Origin of the sequence: Pseudomonas sp. ChxA, from assembly GCF_030263855.1 — a bacterium.
Lineage (GTDB): Bacteria > Pseudomonadota > Gammaproteobacteria > Pseudomonadales > Pseudomonadaceae > Aquipseudomonas > Aquipseudomonas fluorescens_CB.
In genome coordinates this window covers 4,084,356-4,099,593 of sequence record NZ_JARPMK010000001.1, presented here as the reverse complement: position 1 = coordinate 4,099,593, position 15,238 = coordinate 4,084,356, and the positions used below count along the sequence as shown (strand labels likewise).

Annotated in this window: 10 protein-coding genes and 1 pseudogene; all 11 read left to right on the top strand. The window is 60.4% G+C overall.

Annotated elements, in window-relative coordinates; genetic code table 11:
• Nucleotides 1–166 precede the first annotated feature (166 nt).
• The 11 genes and pseudogenes from P5706_RS18220 to P5706_RS18170 all read left to right on the top strand — a co-directional run bounded on the left by P5706_RS18220 (nt 167) and on the right by P5706_RS18170 (nt 14,378).
• On the top strand, nt 167–1,165 hold the full coding sequence (locus P5706_RS18220) for an alpha/beta fold hydrolase (protein ID WP_285680638.1): 999 nt from the start codon (nt 167–169) through the stop codon (nt 1,163–1,165).
• A 270-nt stretch (nt 1,166–1,435) separates the two neighbouring features.
• Nucleotides 1,436–2,716, top strand: coding sequence for an alkane 1-monooxygenase (locus tag P5706_RS18215; protein WP_285680636.1), 1,281 nt, complete (start codon nt 1,436–1,438; stop codon nt 2,714–2,716).
• 134 nt (nt 2,717–2,850) lie between these two features.
• Nucleotides 2,851–3,345: an alkane oxidation protein activator PraA gene (praA, locus tag P5706_RS18210; RefSeq protein ID WP_065912133.1), complete on the top strand. Its 495-nt coding sequence runs from the start codon at nt 2,851–2,853 to the stop codon at nt 3,343–3,345.
• A gap of 134 nt (nt 3,346–3,479) precedes the next feature.
• Nucleotides 3,480–3,965: an alkane oxidation protein activator PraB gene (gene praB, locus P5706_RS18205; RefSeq protein WP_200434385.1), complete on the top strand. Its 486-nt coding sequence runs from the start codon at nt 3,480–3,482 to the stop codon at nt 3,963–3,965.
• Nucleotides 3,966–4,089: 124 nt separating this feature from the next.
• Entirely contained in the window at nt 4,090–4,593 is a 504-nt protein-coding gene (gene praB, locus P5706_RS18200) for an alkane oxidation protein activator PraB (protein ID WP_285680630.1), read from the top strand.
• 100 nt (nt 4,594–4,693) lie between these two features.
• Nucleotides 4,694–6,139 carry an outer membrane protein transport protein gene (locus tag P5706_RS18195; protein WP_200434387.1) on the top strand — a complete coding sequence of 482 codons (1,446 nt, stop codon included), beginning with the start codon at nt 4,694–4,696 and terminating at the stop codon, nt 6,137–6,139.
• 241 nt (nt 6,140–6,380) lie between these two features.
• A complete protein-coding gene (locus tag P5706_RS18190) occupies nt 6,381–8,906 on the top strand; it encodes an acyl-CoA dehydrogenase (protein WP_285680627.1) in 2,526 nt (841 codons plus the stop codon).
• A gap of 204 nt (nt 8,907–9,110) precedes the next feature.
• Nucleotides 9,111–10,454, top strand: a complete 1,344-nt coding sequence (locus P5706_RS18185) for a 3-oxoacyl-ACP reductase (RefSeq protein WP_285680625.1) — start codon at nt 9,111–9,113, stop codon at nt 10,452–10,454.
• 3 nt (nt 10,455–10,457) lie between these two features.
• Nucleotides 10,458–11,348 (top strand): annotated as a pseudogene (locus P5706_RS18180) (MaoC/PaaZ C-terminal domain-containing protein).
• On the top strand, nt 11,345–12,643 hold the full coding sequence (locus tag P5706_RS18175; protein ID WP_285680623.1) for an acetyl-CoA C-acetyltransferase: 1,299 nt from the start codon (nt 11,345–11,347) through the stop codon (nt 12,641–12,643). The pseudogene P5706_RS18180 and the gene P5706_RS18175 overlap by 4 nt, the downstream one beginning before the upstream one ends.
• A 31-nt stretch (nt 12,644–12,674) precedes the next feature.
• The gene (locus tag P5706_RS18170) at nt 12,675–14,378 is read left to right on the top strand and encodes an AMP-binding protein (protein WP_285680621.1); all 1,704 of its coding nucleotides are present in this window, start codon (nt 12,675–12,677) and stop codon (nt 14,376–14,378) included.
• Nucleotides 14,379–15,238: the final 860 nt, after the last annotated feature.

The following is a 15,238-nucleotide window of genomic DNA, read 5'->3' as shown; positions in this document are numbered from 1 at the left end:
AATCTACCTGAAAATATCGCCTACGCTAGGACCTTGTTCGTAATGTGCGCCTTGTCCGACAGACGCGCACGCTGTGCAGCAAGTCCGGGTCCAGGGTGTGGACGGTGGCTGAGGCCTTGACCAATACCGGTCAGGGAGCAGCAGCAGGGAAGCAGAGGACCAAGCTATGGCGGTTGAATGGGTTGTCGCTGCGGGTGTGGTGGTGGGCGCCAGTGCGCTGTTGTGGGGCTTTAGTGCCTGGATGACACGGCGTATAGAAGCCACCGTTCCGATCAACGGGCGTTTCGTCGAGGTCGATGGCGAGCGCTTTCACTATGTCGAAGAAGGTAAAGGCCCACCGCTGGTGATGATTCACGGGCTGATGGGCAGCAGTCGCAACCTCACCTATGCGTTGTCCGGGCAATTACGTGAGCGCTTTCGGGTGATCACCCTGGACCGACCAGGCTCCGGCTATTCCAGCCGTGGCGCCCACACGGCGGCAGACCTGCCGGCCCAGGCCCGGCAAATCGCCGCATTTATCAAGACACTCGACCTGGATAAGCCGCTGGTGCTGGGGCATTCCCTTGGCGGTGCGATTGCCCTGGCGCTGGCGCTTGATCATCCCCATGCAGTGTCGGGGTTGATTCTGGTCGCGCCGCTGACCCACCCGCAGCGCCTGTTGCCGCTGGTGTTCCTGTCCCTGGCCGTGCGCCCGGCCTGGCTCCGGCGCTGGATGTCGCAGACCCTGACCATGCCTGTGGGGCTGTTGACCAAAGGTTCGGTGGTCAAGGGCGTGTTCGCTCCGGACGCCGCGCCACCGGACTTCGCCACGCGTGGCGGCGGTTTGCTGGGGATGCGCGCGGACAACTTCTACGCCGCCTCCACCGAGATCAACACGGTCAACGATCACTTGCCGGACATGGTCAAGCGCTACCCGCAACTGACCCTGCCCATCGGCCTGATCTATGGCGCGCGCGACAAGGTGCTGGACTTTCAGAAGCACGGCCAGGCCCTGGCCAGCAAGGTGCCGGGGCTGAAGCTGCAAGTGGTGGAGGGCAGGGGCCATATGCTGCCGATCACCGCCACAGAGCGTGTGGTGGCGGTGGTGGAGCAGATTGCCAAGCGCGTCAAACCGCCGCAAAACGACCCGCTGCCGCACACGCCATTGGCCCTAGTGGGTAAGTAGCAGGGTAAATAATTGTGCCACCCGACTCGCGGTTCAACGGCGTCGATGCCTGCTTTAGACACCTGACCAAACGGCTGAAAAAGAGACTGCCCGGTCACGTAAAAAAGCCTTCGAGAAACTAGTTGACGACCTAACGATTCCGCGCTATTAATTTTAAAAAATTATTTCAATGTGTAATTTGAAACAGTTTTTGAAGTGCCTAAGAGCGAATAAAATAATGAAAAAAACGCCTTTTATCGCATGTCCAATCTGCCTCGTTCGGAGGCTGCCATGAATCAGACTATGGCAAGCCCAACCGTCTGGACCGACGGCAAGCGTCACCTGTGGTGGCTCGGCATCATGCCGCTGGCAACCCCATTGCTGTCCGGCGCCCTGGCGATGTCCACCGGCGTACAGCAACTGTGGTGGGTCGGTGTGCTGGTGATCTTCGGCCTTATCCCGCTGATCGATGGCCTGCTCGGTGAAGACGTCAGTAACCCACCCGAATCCGCCGTCAACCACCTCGAATCGCAAAGCTATTACCGCTGGATCGTCTACACCGGTGTGCTGTTCGTCATCTCGTCGGTGGTGATCACCGGCTGGCTCGCCGCCGGCGGCATCGACTGGATCATCAGCGGCGGTCTACTCAACGCCACTGCCCACTTTGAGCCGTCGAGCTGGCTGGCTAAAACCGCCGCGTTCATTACCGCGCGCACCGAACTGCATGGCTCAGTGAGCTGGTTCACTTACCTGGGCATGGCCATGTCCACCGGTGCCGCCACCGGCATTGCTATCAACACCGCTCACGAACTGGGGCACAAGCCCAAGCCGCTGGAAGTGTTCCTGGCCAAAGTTACCCTGGCGCCGACCTTCTACGGGCACTTCTACACCGAACACAACCGTGGCCACCATGTACGCGTCGCCACCCCGGAAGACCCGGCCAGCTCGCGCCTGGGTGAGAGTTTCTGGGCATTCCTGCCGCGCTCAGTGTGGTTCAGCGCTGTGTCGGCCTGGAACCTGGAGCGCGAACGCCTGCGCAAACTCGGCCTGCCGGCCTTGCACTGGAAGAACGCGGTGCTCAGCGCCTGGATGTACAGCCTGGTGCTGTGGGGGGCGATGATTGCCTGGTTGGGCGCAGCGGTGATTCCGTTCCTGATCATCCAGGGCATTTACGGGTTCTCGTTGCTGGAAGTGGTCAACTACGTCGAGCACTACGGGCTTAAACGCCAGAAGTTGCCCAATGGTCGTTATGAGCGTTGTTCGCCTCGGCATTCGTGGAACAGTAATCGGATTGTCACCAATATCTTTCTGTTCCAACTTCAGCGCCACTCCGATCACCATGCCAACCCGACCCGCAGTTACCAGTCGCTGCGCCACTTCGATGAATCGCCGCAACTGCCTTACGGTTACGCCAGCATGATTGTCTGGGCCTACGTGCCGTACTTATGGCGACGTCGCATGGACCACCGTGTATTGAACCACTATGCCGGGGATATCACCCTGACCAATCTTCAACCCTCACAGCGGTTGAAGTATCTGGAGAAGTACAGCAACAGCGCGACGCCGTTTTAATCTGAACTAACGCGTGTGTGGGTGAACTCGGGGTCTGTGTACCGCGCAGGCCTTCATCGCCCAGGATTCATCGGTTTTATTGCAAGTTAGTGGTTTGACCCTACAACAATAAATTCAAGGGAAGGACGTACACCATGCAAAGCCCTGCCACCTTTACTGCCCATGTCATCCTGGCCGCACTGGGCCTGATGGTTTACCAACACGCCCAGGCTGCGCGTATCGAGCCGGCCGGCAGCGCCTTTACGGCCCAAGGCCCGATCAGCTTTTCCAAAGGCGCGCTGATCAGCGCCGACTGCACCATCAAGGTGGCCGGCAAGGTCGCGGCCGATGGCACGTCGGTGAATGTCGACAAAGTTGAATTCGACGGCGGCCTTAAATGCAGCCGTGTCGAGGCCATCAACTTACCTTGGGTACTCATTGCCAAAGACACTAAAAGCGGCTCGATGTCGAACATCAGCGTGGATGTGCATGCCTTCGGTTTAGGCGGCAAGTGCGGCCCGTCGACCGCCGACGGCACTTGGGACAATGCCACCGGCAAGTTGGAAGCCGCCAATGTGCCGATTGGCGAAGACTGCAAGATCAAGACGGTGTCGATCAAGATGCCGCCGACCTTCAAAGTGGTCGAATAAACGAATTCTAAAACTGTAGCGGTACCTGCATTGAAATTTGGCTGGAAAGGGAAGTTCTGCAGTTTCACCGTGACCTCTCGATCATGGCCATTACCCCTGGCGAAATGACTCGCCATAACATGTGAGGAAAAACAATGAAAAGCTTGAAAACCCTCGTTTGTGCAACTTCTTTTGCTCTGTGCTTTGGCGCGGCTTCGATGGCCAGTGCGGCTTCCATCACTCCGGATGGCCCGTTCTCGACTAACCCCGGCACCATCGTGGTGAAGTCGCCTTCGTCCTTCGGTGCTGCGGTGACCTGCGGCATCACCTTTACCGGCAACGTTAGCGGTGGCGTGGCTTCTATCAATGGTGCCACCTTGACCGGTGGCGGCCTGTGCGGTTTGCCTACCCTGACCAACCTGCCTTGGGTGCTCACTGCTGCAACGGGCACCACCGGTACCGTGACCAATGTCGGCTACAAGATCACCTCGATCCCGGCCACCAACTGCGGTCCTACCCCTATCGCTGTGGCATGGACTCCAGGCACCAAGACCCTGTCGGCTGCCAACCAATCGCTGAGCGGCAACTGCACCGTGGTTTCCCTGAGTGTCGTGGCTCCGACGCTGTCGGTTAACCCGTAAGCGCGTCACTCCGTAAGGGCTGATCACCCGTAGAAAGGCCGGTGCCTCCCACGAGGTGCCGGCTGCGGGAAAACCACCGGCGGAGCCGGTTGGATTCGGTGTTTATTGTCTGGGGAACATGACAATGCAAAGCCTTAGAAAAACAGCCCTCCTGGGTTCAATGATAGTCGCCCTGGGCGTGGTTTCATCGGCAGTGTGCGCGGCAGGTTTCAGCCCGCCGGGTCCGTTCAGCAGTACCAATGCCAGTGTTGTATTGAAATCGCCGGCCACCTTCCAAGGGGCCATGACGTGTGGTTTGAGTCTCTCGGGAACAATTGACGCCAATGGCGTCGCCACTATCAACAGCGTCATCCCGGCGGCGAATGCGCTTTGCGCCTTATTCAAACCTGTCGACTTACCGTGGACCGTGAATCTGAGCAGCACCAACCAAGGCGTCATCAACAATGTGGGGTTCACGATGCGCAACCTTTGGGGGGCTGACACTACCCACTGCGGTCCCACCAATGTTGTGGCCTCCTGGGACAACGCATCGCATGTGTTGAGCGGCGCCAATCAAGCCATGGCTGGCAACTGCACGCTGGTGTCGTTGAACGCCACGTTGACCGGTTCGATTACGACCAATCCCTGAATGCATTACCCGCATCAGAACAGGCGCGTTCTTTAACCACGCGCTGTAGCACACGACCCACCGGCAGGGGCCGGGCGTAAATAATAATAAGGAGTGCCGCATGAATAATAAGAAACAACACGCTCACACGTTATTGGGCCTGGCCCTGCTGGGCGGCTTGATGACCACGGGCACCGTACAGGCGGGCGGTTTCTCTACGCCAACCTATGGCGCTCCTGGCTGGGGCCGAGCATTTGGTGGTGGTTCGCTGTTCAAGAACGATCCCAGTGCCGCGTACAACAACCCGGCGGCGATGGCATTTATCGACTCCACCATTGCACAACAAACGGTTGACTACGCACGCGTCAAAATCAAATACAGCGGCCAGGCGTATGACTATGCCGGCAACCCTGTGACTAATACGCCCGTGCTCGATGATCAAGGCGCCATGGGCGACCCGGTGTTGAACAACAACGACGGTGGCCAAGGTGGTTTTACCGCGTGGCTGCCGACCGGGTTCCTGGTTATTCCCATGGGCGACCGGTTTGCGTTTGGCTTGAGTCAGGTGGTGCCACAGGGCATGCGCACGACTTGGAATGAGAACTCCAAGTTTCGTGATTTTGCCGTCGATACCAAAATCGAAACGGTTGGCCTGACAGGTTCGCTGTCGTTCAAGGTCAACGATCAGTTCTCCATCGGTGGTGGTGCAATTGTTCAGCGTAGCCAGGGCTTCGTCAGCCAGAACGTGGACTTGTTAGCCGCTGCCGCTGTGTCTCCAGGGCTTGGCGGGGCGGCATTTCCATCCGGCGTGGGCGAGTCGCTGATCCGGGTCAAAGTGGATAACATTTCGGTAGGCTGGTTCGGTGGCGTGGTTTGGAAGCCGACCGACAGAGATACCCTCGGCTTGAACTATCACGCCAAAATCAAGAACAAGATGACTGGCAAGTACAACATTAAAACCGATGCGATCGGCAGGAATGCCATGACTGCTCCACAAGGGCCGAATGGCGAAACGCTGGTGGAATTGGCCTACCCAGGCTTGAAACTGTTCCCGGACGGTGCCCACGCAAGTACTCAGTTGGATATTCCCGCCACTGCGTCGATTGATTGGGTGCACCAATTCAACGACCGTTGGACCTTGGGCATGAGCGCAACCTGGACCGAATGGTCGTCCTTCCAGGACCTGACACTCAAGTCCCAGGGCACCACGATTGTTGCGATTCCGTACAACTACAAAAACTCGTGGATGACCTCTATCGGTGGTGACTACAAAGCCACGGATGAGCTGACATTGCGCGCGGGTGTCGCCTATGACCAGACGCCTACACGTAACTCCACGCGTGACCCACGGATTCCCGACGGTGATCGTTACTTCCTTGCCTTTGGTGCCGGTTATGACATCAAGGCCGTACCTGGCCTGTCGCTGGACGCGGCGTATTCCCACCAATTCGTGCAGAAGGTCAACCTCAAGACCAAAAACGTCGATCGCCTTGGTGAAGGCCAACTGGACGGCACGGCGGAATCTTCCGGCGACGTGGTGAGTGTGTCGGCCACGTATAAATTCTGATCCTGTTGTGCCGCTGCAGGCGAGGGAGTCAAGCGCATCTTGATGCGCTCGACCTGCAGCGTTTCATCCCTGGGTTTTTGGCTGAGGCGTTCGGCCGCTTTTTTTTGGTCAAAGTATTAAATAAAAATTTCAAAACAAAATTTGAATTTGTCCTTTCAAGTTTGTAGTGTGGCTTTACGCCCTCGTTCATCCTGAACGAGCGACGCGCATGCCATACCCTGAATTGAGTAGAGGTATCCCCATGGTTATCTGGTTATTGATGGGTGTCGCCGCCGCGATTGCCCTGGCCTATCGACAAGCCGCCGCGGCCCTGTGGCTGGGCGTCGGCCTGGTCTGGCTGGCGCTTGGTTATCTGTTCAATGGGGTCGCAGGCTTTGGCGCCAGCGTCGCGGCCATCCTGGTGGTATTGCCCGCCGTGCTGATGACGATCAAGCCGCTGCGCCGCACACTGCTGACCAGCAAGGCCCTGGGCCTGTTTCGTACGATCATGCCGGCGATGTCCGATACCGAGCGCGCCGCCATCGAGTCCGGCACCGTGTGGTGGGACGCCGAGCTGTTCAGCGGCAAGCCCAACTGGCAGCGTCTGCTGCAAGCCGCGCCGGCCAGCCTGAGCGCTGAAGAACAGGCGTTCCTCGACAACGAAGTGGAAACCCTCTGCGACATCGCCAACGACTGGGAAACCACCCAGGTCTGGCAGGACATGTCGCCCGAAGGCTGGCAGTACACCAAGGACGCCGGGTTCCTGGGCATGATCATTCCCAAGCAGTACGGCGGCAAAGGCTTCTCCCACTATGCGCATTCGCAGGTGGTGATGAAGCTGTCGACGCGTTGCTCGGCGGCGGCGATTTCGGTGATGGTGCCCAACTCCCTCGGCCCGGCTGAACTGCTGCTGCATTACGGCACCGATGCCCAGCGCAATTACTATTTGCCGCGCCTGGCACGCGGCGAAGACATCCCGTGTTTTGCCCTCACCAGCCCGTATGCCGGTTCCGATGCCGGCGCGATTCCGGACTTGGGCATTGTCTGCAAGGGCATGCACGAAGGCGAGGAAGTGCTGGGTTTCAAAGTGACCTGGGACAAGCGCTACATCACCCTCGGCCCGATTGCCACGGTGCTGGGCCTGGCGTTTCGCGCCGAAGACCCGGACGGTCTGCTCGGCAAGGCTGGTTCGCTGGGGATTACCTGCGCATTGATCCCGACCTCTCATCCGGGCGTGAACAGCGGTCGTCGGCATTGGCCGCTGAACGCGGTATTCCAGAACGGGCCGACCACCGGCAAGGATGTGTTCATTCCGCTGGAATGGGTGATTGGCGGCCGCGAACAGGTCGGCAATGGCTGGCGCATGCTGATGGAGTGCCTGGCGGCCGGGCGCGCGATTTCGCTGCCTTCGGCCAACGTCGGCCTGGGCAAGGTGGCGGTACGCGGCACCACGGCTTATGCGGCGATGCGCAAGCAGTTCGGCCTGCCCATCGGCAAGTTCGAAGGCGTGCAGGCGCCCTTGGCGCGCATGGCCGGGCATTTGTATGCCTGCGATGCGGTGCGCAAGGTCTCGGTGGCGTCTTTGGATGCCGGTGAAAAGCCCTCGGTGATCTCGGCGATTGCCAAGTACCACGTCACCGAGCGCGCGCGCATCATCGTCAACGATGGCATGGACATCGTGGCCGGCAAGGGCATCTGCATGGGGCCCAACAACTTTCTGGCCCGCGCCTACCAGCAAAGCCCGATTGCGATCACGGTAGAGGGCGCGAACATCATGACGCGCTGCCTGATCATCTTTGGCCAGGGCCTGATTCGTTGCCATCCATATGTGTTCCGCGAGATGGAAGCGGCGCACAACCCGGATCGACGCAAAGCCTTGGAAGCCTTCGACAGCGCGATGTTTGGCCACCTGAGTTTCGTGCTGGCCAATACCGTGCGTGCTGCGGTGCATTCGCTGACCGGCGGGCGCTTGATCGCCGCACCGGCCAAGACCGACCCGGCGCTGGCGTCCTACTACCGCCAGGCCAATCGGCTGTCGGTGGTGCTGGCATTGATCTCGGATGTGTCCATGGGCGTGCTCGGCGGTGCGCTCAAGCGCAAGGAAAGTATCACCGGGCGCCTGGGCGATATTCTTTCGCAGCTGTACATCTTGTCCTGCGTGCTCAAGCGCTTTGAGGACGACGGGCGGCCCCAGGCCGACTTGCCGCTGGTGCACTGGTCGGCCCAGGACGCGTTGCTGCGCGCCCATGAAGCCCTGAACGAAGTGCTCGACAACTACCCATCGAAACCTGCGGCAGCCGTGGTGCGTGCCTTGAGTTTCCCGTTCGGTATTCCCCAGCACAAACCCTCGGACCGCCTGCTGGCCCAGGTGGCGGAGGTGGTGCAAACCCCCGGCGAAACCCGCGACCGCTTGCTGGCCAATTCCTACATTCCGCGCCCGGAAATCGACAAGCTCGCCTATGGCGAATTGGGCTTCCGGTTGTTGCCGCAGGTGGAGTTGATCGAGGCGCGGCTCAAGCCGGCGATCAAGCAAGGCCTGATCGAACCGATGCCGATTTCCGCCACGGCTTTCACCGGCTGGCGGGTCAAGGCGCGGGCGCTGGATTTGATCAGCGATGAGGAAGACAGCTTGCTCGGGCGTTACGTGGAATATGCCGACCACGGTATTCAGGTTGACGACTTCCCGCAGGATTTTGGCTTGTTGGAGGCTTTGCAGCAACGCAAGCAAGCCTTTGAGCCGACGACCAAGCGCCGCAGCAGCCAAAGCGAAAACGCCTCAGTTAATTAACACGGTCAGTGTGGGAGCTGGCTTGTTGTGGAGAGCAAGCTTGTTGTGGCGAGCAAGCTTGCTTGCGCTGGGGTGCGAAGCGCCCCCAAAAGCGGGCTCCAGCTACGCTGTCGAACGGGAGCAAGCTCCCTCGCCACAACAAGCTTCCTAGCCACAACAAGCCAGCTCCCACACTGGATCGGGTTTACAGGGAAAGAATGTTTTATGAGTGACAGCTACCTATCCTTCGTCAATTCCCCCTGGGGTCGGCGCCTGGCCCAAGCCATCGGCCTGCCGCAACCTTTGCCCTTGCAACGCCACCGCAGCGGCCAGCAAGGCCTGGCCAACCCGGTGATTATCGCCGGGGCAGGGCGCCTGGGTGCGCAGGTGCAACAGCTTTTCAAAGACACCGACACCGTCGCCGCCACCCCGGCAACCCTCAAGGCGCCGTCCACGGTCAAGGTGCAGGGCGCGGTGTTCGACGCCACGGCCGTGCTTGACCTGCAACAACTCGACGAGCTCTACGTGTTCTTTCACGCTAATGCCAAGCGCCTAAGCCAGCACGGCCGCGTGGTGGTGCTCGGCACGGCGCCGGAACATTGCCAGGACCTGCCCCAGGCCATCGCCCAGCGTGCCCTTGAGGGGCTGGTGCGCTCGCTGGCCAAGGAATTGCGCCGGGCAATCACGGTGCAGTTGATCTACGTGGCGCCGGGCGCAGAAGGCGCGCTGGACAGCAGCCTGCGGTTCTTTTTGTCGCGCCGCTCGGCCTATGTGTCGGGCCAGGTGGTGCGCCTGGAAAAACCCGTGGACGCCCAGGTGGCGGCGAACTGGGACAAGCCCTTCGCCGGTCGCCGTGCCCTGGTCACCGGCGCTTCCCGTGGCATTGGCTTGGCGATCGCCCAGGTGCTGGCTCGCGATGGCGCCCATGTGGTGTGCGTGGACGTGCCCCAAGCCCAGGCTGCGCTGCAGCAAGCCGCCGACAGCGTGAACGGCTCGGCCTTGCCGTTGGACATTACCGCAGCCGATGCGGCCGCGCTGTTGCAGGCGCATGTCAGCCAATACGGCGCATTCGATGTGGTGGTGCACAACGCCGGGATCACCCGCGACAAGACCATCGCCAAGATGACCGAAGCCGCATGGCGCAGTGTGCTGGCGGTCAACCTCGAAGCGCCGTTGCAACTCAGCACCGCACTGTTGGAAGGCCAGGGCTTGAACCCTGGCGGGCGGATTGTGTGCGTGTCGTCGATTTCCGGTATTGCCGGCAACCTCGGGCAAAGCAACTACGCCACCTCCAAGGCGGGCGTGATTGGCCTGGTGCAAGGTCTGGCGCCGCAGGCGGCCGCGCTGCAAGTCACTGTGAACGCGGTGGCACCGGGTTTTATCGAAACCCAGATGACCGCCAAAATCCCGCTGATGATTCGTGAGGCCGGGCGGCGCATGAACTCACTGTCCCAGGGCGGGCAGCCGATCGATGTGGCCGAGACCATCGCCTGGCTGGCGCACCCGGCGTCCGGCGGGGTCAATGGCCAGGTGGTGCGCGTGTGCGGCCAAAGCCTGCTGGGAGCCTGAGCTATGGACTATGTGACGCAGATCATCGACCCGCCACCGTCACGCACCCAGTTGTTGCTGGACGGCGTGCGTGCGCTGCGCAAACCCAAGCTCGACGGGCCGCCGCCATTGCCTGCGGAACGGCTGGTGCGCTCGGCGGTGGAGCTGAGCGCCACTGGCATCGCCGCCTATGGCCGCGCCTGCGGTTTTCGCCGTGAGCAGGGCGTGCCGCTGTCTTACCCGCATGTGCTGGCGTTTCCCTTGCACCTGATGCTGCTGACCCGGCCGAGCTTTCCGTACCCGGCCAGTGGCATGGTGCACCTGGCCAATCGCATTCGTCAGCACCAGCGTTTGCACGAAGGCCAGGCCTTGCGCCTGGAAGTGTATTGCGAACGCTGGGTGGCGCACCCCAAGGGCCAGGCGCTGAGCATCGCCACCCGCGCCTTTGCGGCGGATACGTTGGTGTGGGAAAGCGACAGCCTGTACCTGCGCCGAGACGTCAAAGACCCGGTTGGTGAGCCTTGGGAAGACGTGTTGCCCCTGCAGGAAGATGGCCTGCTGCGTACCCAGCGCTGGGTGCTGCCGGCCGACCTGGGGCGCCGGTTTGCCAAAGTCTCGGGGGATTTCAACCCGATTCACACCTCAGTGATCGGCGCCAGGATCTTCGGCTTTCGCCGCGCCATCGCCCATGGCATGTGGACCCTGGGCCGCGCACTGGCGGCGCAGCAACCGCCGGGCGGGCTGGATCAGGCGCAAGCGCATTGCGACTTCAAGCTGCCGATCTTCCTGCCCGGCCAGGTTGCACTGTGGAGCCGCCCGGTGACCGGGCCGCGCCGTGAGTGAGAAGTGCGCAATGGTGCCGGTGATAAACCGCATATGCGTGGGCTATTTATTTGGAAAGAGAGCCACGAATGAGTGACTACAGCTTCAACCCGGCCCCGACCCGCCGTGTGGCGATTATCGGCGGCAACCGTATCCCGTTTGCCCGCTCCAACACCGTCTATGCCCACGACAGCAATCAGGACCTGCTGGTGGCAGCCCTGCAAGGCCTGATCGAGCGCTATAACCTGCACGGCCAGCGTCTGGGCGAGTTTGCTGCGGGCGCGGTGATCAAGCATTCGCGGGATTTCAACCTGGCGCGTGAGGCGTTGCTGTCTACCACGCTGTCGCCAGACACACCTGCCTACGACGTGCAACAGGCTTGCGGCACTGGGCTGGAGGCGGCCCTGCTGGTCGCCAATAAGATTGCCCTCGGCCAGATCGAAGTGGGCATCGCCGGCGGTGCCGATACCACTTCCGATGCGCCCATCGGCATCAACGAATCGCTGCGCCACACCTTGCTGGCGGCCAATCGCGCCAAGGGCATGGGCGCCAAGGTGAAGGCCTTGCTCAAGGTGCGCCCGTCGATGTTTTTCAAGCCGTTGCTGCCGCGCAATGGCGAGCCGCGTACCGGTTTGTCCATGGGTGAACACTGCGAAGAAATGGCCAAGCGCTGGCAGATCAAACGCCTGGCCCAGGATGAGCTGACCCTCACCAGCCACCAGCGCCTGGATGCGGCCTACCAACGCGGCTTTTTCGATGACCTGATCAGCCCTTATCGCGGGCTGGCGCGCGACAACAACCTGCGTGCCGATGCCAGCCTTGCGAAGCTCGCCGGGCTATCGCCTGCCTACGACCGCCAAAACGGCACGCTCACGGCGGGTAACTCCACGCCGCTGACCGATGGCGCCTCAGTGGTCTTGCTGGCCAGCGAAGCCTGGGCTGCCGAGCAGGGGTTGCCGGTGCTTGCCTACCTGCGTACTGGCGAAACCGCCGCGGTGAACTTTGTCGACGGCACCGAAGGCTTGTTGATGGCCCCGGCGTATGCCGTGCCGCGCATGCTCAAGCGTGAGGGCCTGGGGTTTGCCGACTTTGATTTTTTTGAAATTCACGAAGCCTTTGCCGCCCAAGTGCTGTGCACGCTCAAGGCGTGGGAAGACCCCGAGTATTGCCGCGAGCGTCTAGGCTTGGAGGCACCGCTGGGCGCCATCGACCGCAGCAAGATGAACGTGAATGGTGGCTCGCTGGGCTGTGGCCATCCGTTTGCCGCCACCGGTGGCCGGCAACTGGCGGCGTTGGCCAAAACCATCCATGAGAACGGTGGTGGGCGCGGCCTGATTTCGATTTGTGCAGCAGGCGGGCTGGGCATTACCGCCATCGTCGAAAAATAGCCTGATCAAAAACAACAATAAGGAGACTGCCATGAACGCTGTAAGCCAGGAACACACCGAACGGGTCTGGTTGAACGCCTACTTGCCGGGCGTGCCGGCGGACATCGAGGCCGGTATCGAGGCCTACTCGTCGCTGCGCGAGGTGTTCCTGGAGCACCTGGAAAAATTCCGCGAACGGGTCGCCTACGTCAGCATCGGCACCGAAATGACCTACGCCGACTGGCAGGTGCAAGGCCAGGCGTTTGCCGCGTGGTTGCAGGGCCAGGGCGTGAAAAAGGGCGACCGGGTGGCACTGATGATGCCCAATTGCTTGCAGTACCCGATCTGCCTGCTGGGCACGATCCTGGCCGGTGCGGTGGTGGTCAACGTCAACCCTTTGTACACCTCCCATGAACTCAAGCATTTGCTCAAGGACAGCGAAGCCGAAACCCTGGTGATCTTTGAAAACTTCGCCCACACCTTTGAAAAAGTCGCGCAGGGCAGCCGTGTCAAACGCGTGGTAGTCGCGGCCATTGGCGACCTGCTGGGCACTTTCAAAGGCGCGGCGATGAACTTCATCCTGCGTCGCGTGCAAAAACAGGTGCCAAAATTTCACCTGCCTGGCGCGGTGCGCTTCAACAACGTGTTGAAACAGGGACGGGCGCTGAACCATTTTCCGGTGGAGATGCACCTCGACGAGCTGGCGTTTTTGCAATACACCGGCGGCACTACGGGGGATGCCAAGGGCGTGATGCTCAGCCATCGCAATATCATCGCCAATTTGCTGCAAGCCAAGGCCTGGGTCGGGGATCAGTTGGACCAGGACAAGCAGGAAACCAACGTGACCTTGCTGCCGCTCTATCACATCTTTTCGCTGACGGTGAACTGCCTGATGTTTATGTGCCTGGGCGGGCGCAACATCCTGATTGCCAACCCACGGGATGTGAAACGGGTGCAGATGATTTTGCGCAAGGAGCGCTTCAATGGCATTGCCGGGGTCAACACTTTGTTTAACGGTTTGCTCGAAAACAAAGAGTTCTGTGCGCGGGATTTTTCTGACCTGCGCATGGTGATTGCGGGTGGCATGGCCACGCACACAGCGGTGGCCAAACGCTGGAAGGAGGTCACTGGGCTGCCGATCATTGAAGGTTATGGGCTGACCGAGTGCTCGCCGGTGGTGAGTATCAGCCCGATCAATATTGCCCGCATGCGCGAGATGGAATTCACCGGCAGCATCGGCGTACCGCTGCCGTCGACCTGGGTGCGGTTTATGCGCGAGGATGGCGAGCTGGCGGAGATTGGCGAGCAGGGTGAACTGCAAGTGCGTGGCCCGCAGGTGATGCAGGGGTACTGGAAACGGCCCAAAGAAACGGCTGAAGTGTTGGATGCTGAGGGCTGGCTTTCCACCGGGGACATTGGGGTGATGGATGAGCGGGGGTATATTCGTCTGGTGGATCGCAAGAAAGACATGATCCTGGTTTCGGGGTTTAACGTGTATCCGAATGAGATTGAAGACGTGGTGGCGTTGCATCCCGGTGTGGGGGAGGTGGCGGCGATTGGGGTGGAAGATCCGGTGACGGGGGAGAAGGTCAAGATCATCGTGGTGCGCAAGGACCCGAGCTTGACCCAGGAGCAGATCCTGGCCCATTGCCGTGAATATCTTACGGGGTACAAGGTGCCCAAGTATGTGGAGTTTCGCAGTGTTGAGTTGCCCAAGACCACGGTGGGTAAGGTGCTGCGCCGGGCGTTGCGTTGATTTGATTTGAGGGTTAGGGCCTTTAAGTGTGGGAGCTGGGTTGCCTGCTGTGGCGGTTTGTCGGTGTACATATCCGTTATTCGGGTAACGGCGGCTTATGGTTCCGCTCTTACAGCGGGTCACTTTTGGCAAACGCCCCAAAAGTAACCAAAAGGTCTTCGCCCCACCACTCGGTGCCTCGCCTAGGCTCGGCATGCCCGCACTCCGGCTTGAATCCGTGGGCCGCCGCGATGGGCCATCCTTGGCCCAGCGCGGCTAACCCGGCGTCCTGCCGGGTTACCCACGGATTCAAGCCTGCGTTCGGCCAGCGTGGTTAACGGGGCGTCTCAGATCAAAATCAAGATCAAGATCTACAGCACGGCGGCCTGAAAGCCGACCTGAGTGGTTGAATCAAAAGCAAAAGCGGTTTTGCATACACTGAAGAGCAGCTTTTCTGTGGGAGCTGGCTTGCCTGCGATGCAGACACCTCGGTACATCAGGTACACAGAGTTGATGCCATCGCAGGCAAGCCAGCTCCCACAGTTGACCGAGTATGGCTTTGCTGTTGCTGTTGCTGTTGCTGTTGCTGTTGCTGTTGCTGTTGCTGTTGCTGTTGCTGTTGCTGTTGCTGTTGCTCTGGCCCTTACATCCTTTTCGATGACGAAGTCAGCGGTCTTTTGATCTGCGCTTTTGATCTTGATCTGAAATCGCCCCGTCACACACGATGGCCGGAATCTGACAGTGATTTGGGGGGTAAACCGGCAGGGATGCCGGTTTAGCCGCGCTGGGCCAAGGATGGCCCATCGCGGCGGCCCCCCAAATCACTGTCGGATTGCGGGCATGCCGAGCCTAAGCGAGGCCCCGAGTGTTGGGGCGAGGAC

Bases quoted from the DNA above. Each gene is read 5' to 3' on its own strand.
- praA (WP_065912133.1), top strand. From the start codon at position 2,851: ATGCAAAGCCCTGCCACCTTTACTGCCCATGTCATCCTGGCCGCACTG.
- praB (WP_200434385.1), top strand. From the start codon at position 3,480: ATGAAAAGCTTGAAAACCCTCGTTTGTGCAACTTCTTTTGCTCTGTGC.
- praB (WP_285680630.1), top strand. From the start codon at position 4,090: ATGCAAAGCCTTAGAAAAACAGCCCTCCTGGGTTCAATGATAGTCGCC.
- P5706_RS18175 (WP_285680623.1), top strand. From the start codon at position 11,345: ATGAGTGACTACAGCTTCAACCCGGCCCCGACCCGCCGTGTGGCGATT.
- P5706_RS18190 (WP_285680627.1), top strand. From the start codon at position 6,381: ATGGTTATCTGGTTATTGATGGGTGTCGCCGCCGCGATTGCCCTGGCC.
- P5706_RS18185 (WP_285680625.1), top strand. From the start codon at position 9,111: ATGAGTGACAGCTACCTATCCTTCGTCAATTCCCCCTGGGGTCGGCGC.
- P5706_RS18215 (WP_285680636.1), top strand. From the start codon at position 1,436: ATGAATCAGACTATGGCAAGCCCAACCGTCTGGACCGACGGCAAGCGT.
- P5706_RS18195 (WP_200434387.1), top strand. From the start codon at position 4,694: ATGAATAATAAGAAACAACACGCTCACACGTTATTGGGCCTGGCCCTG.
- P5706_RS18170 (WP_285680621.1), top strand. From the start codon at position 12,675: ATGAACGCTGTAAGCCAGGAACACACCGAACGGGTCTGGTTGAACGCC.
- P5706_RS18220 (WP_285680638.1), top strand. From the start codon at position 167: ATGGCGGTTGAATGGGTTGTCGCTGCGGGTGTGGTGGTGGGCGCCAGT.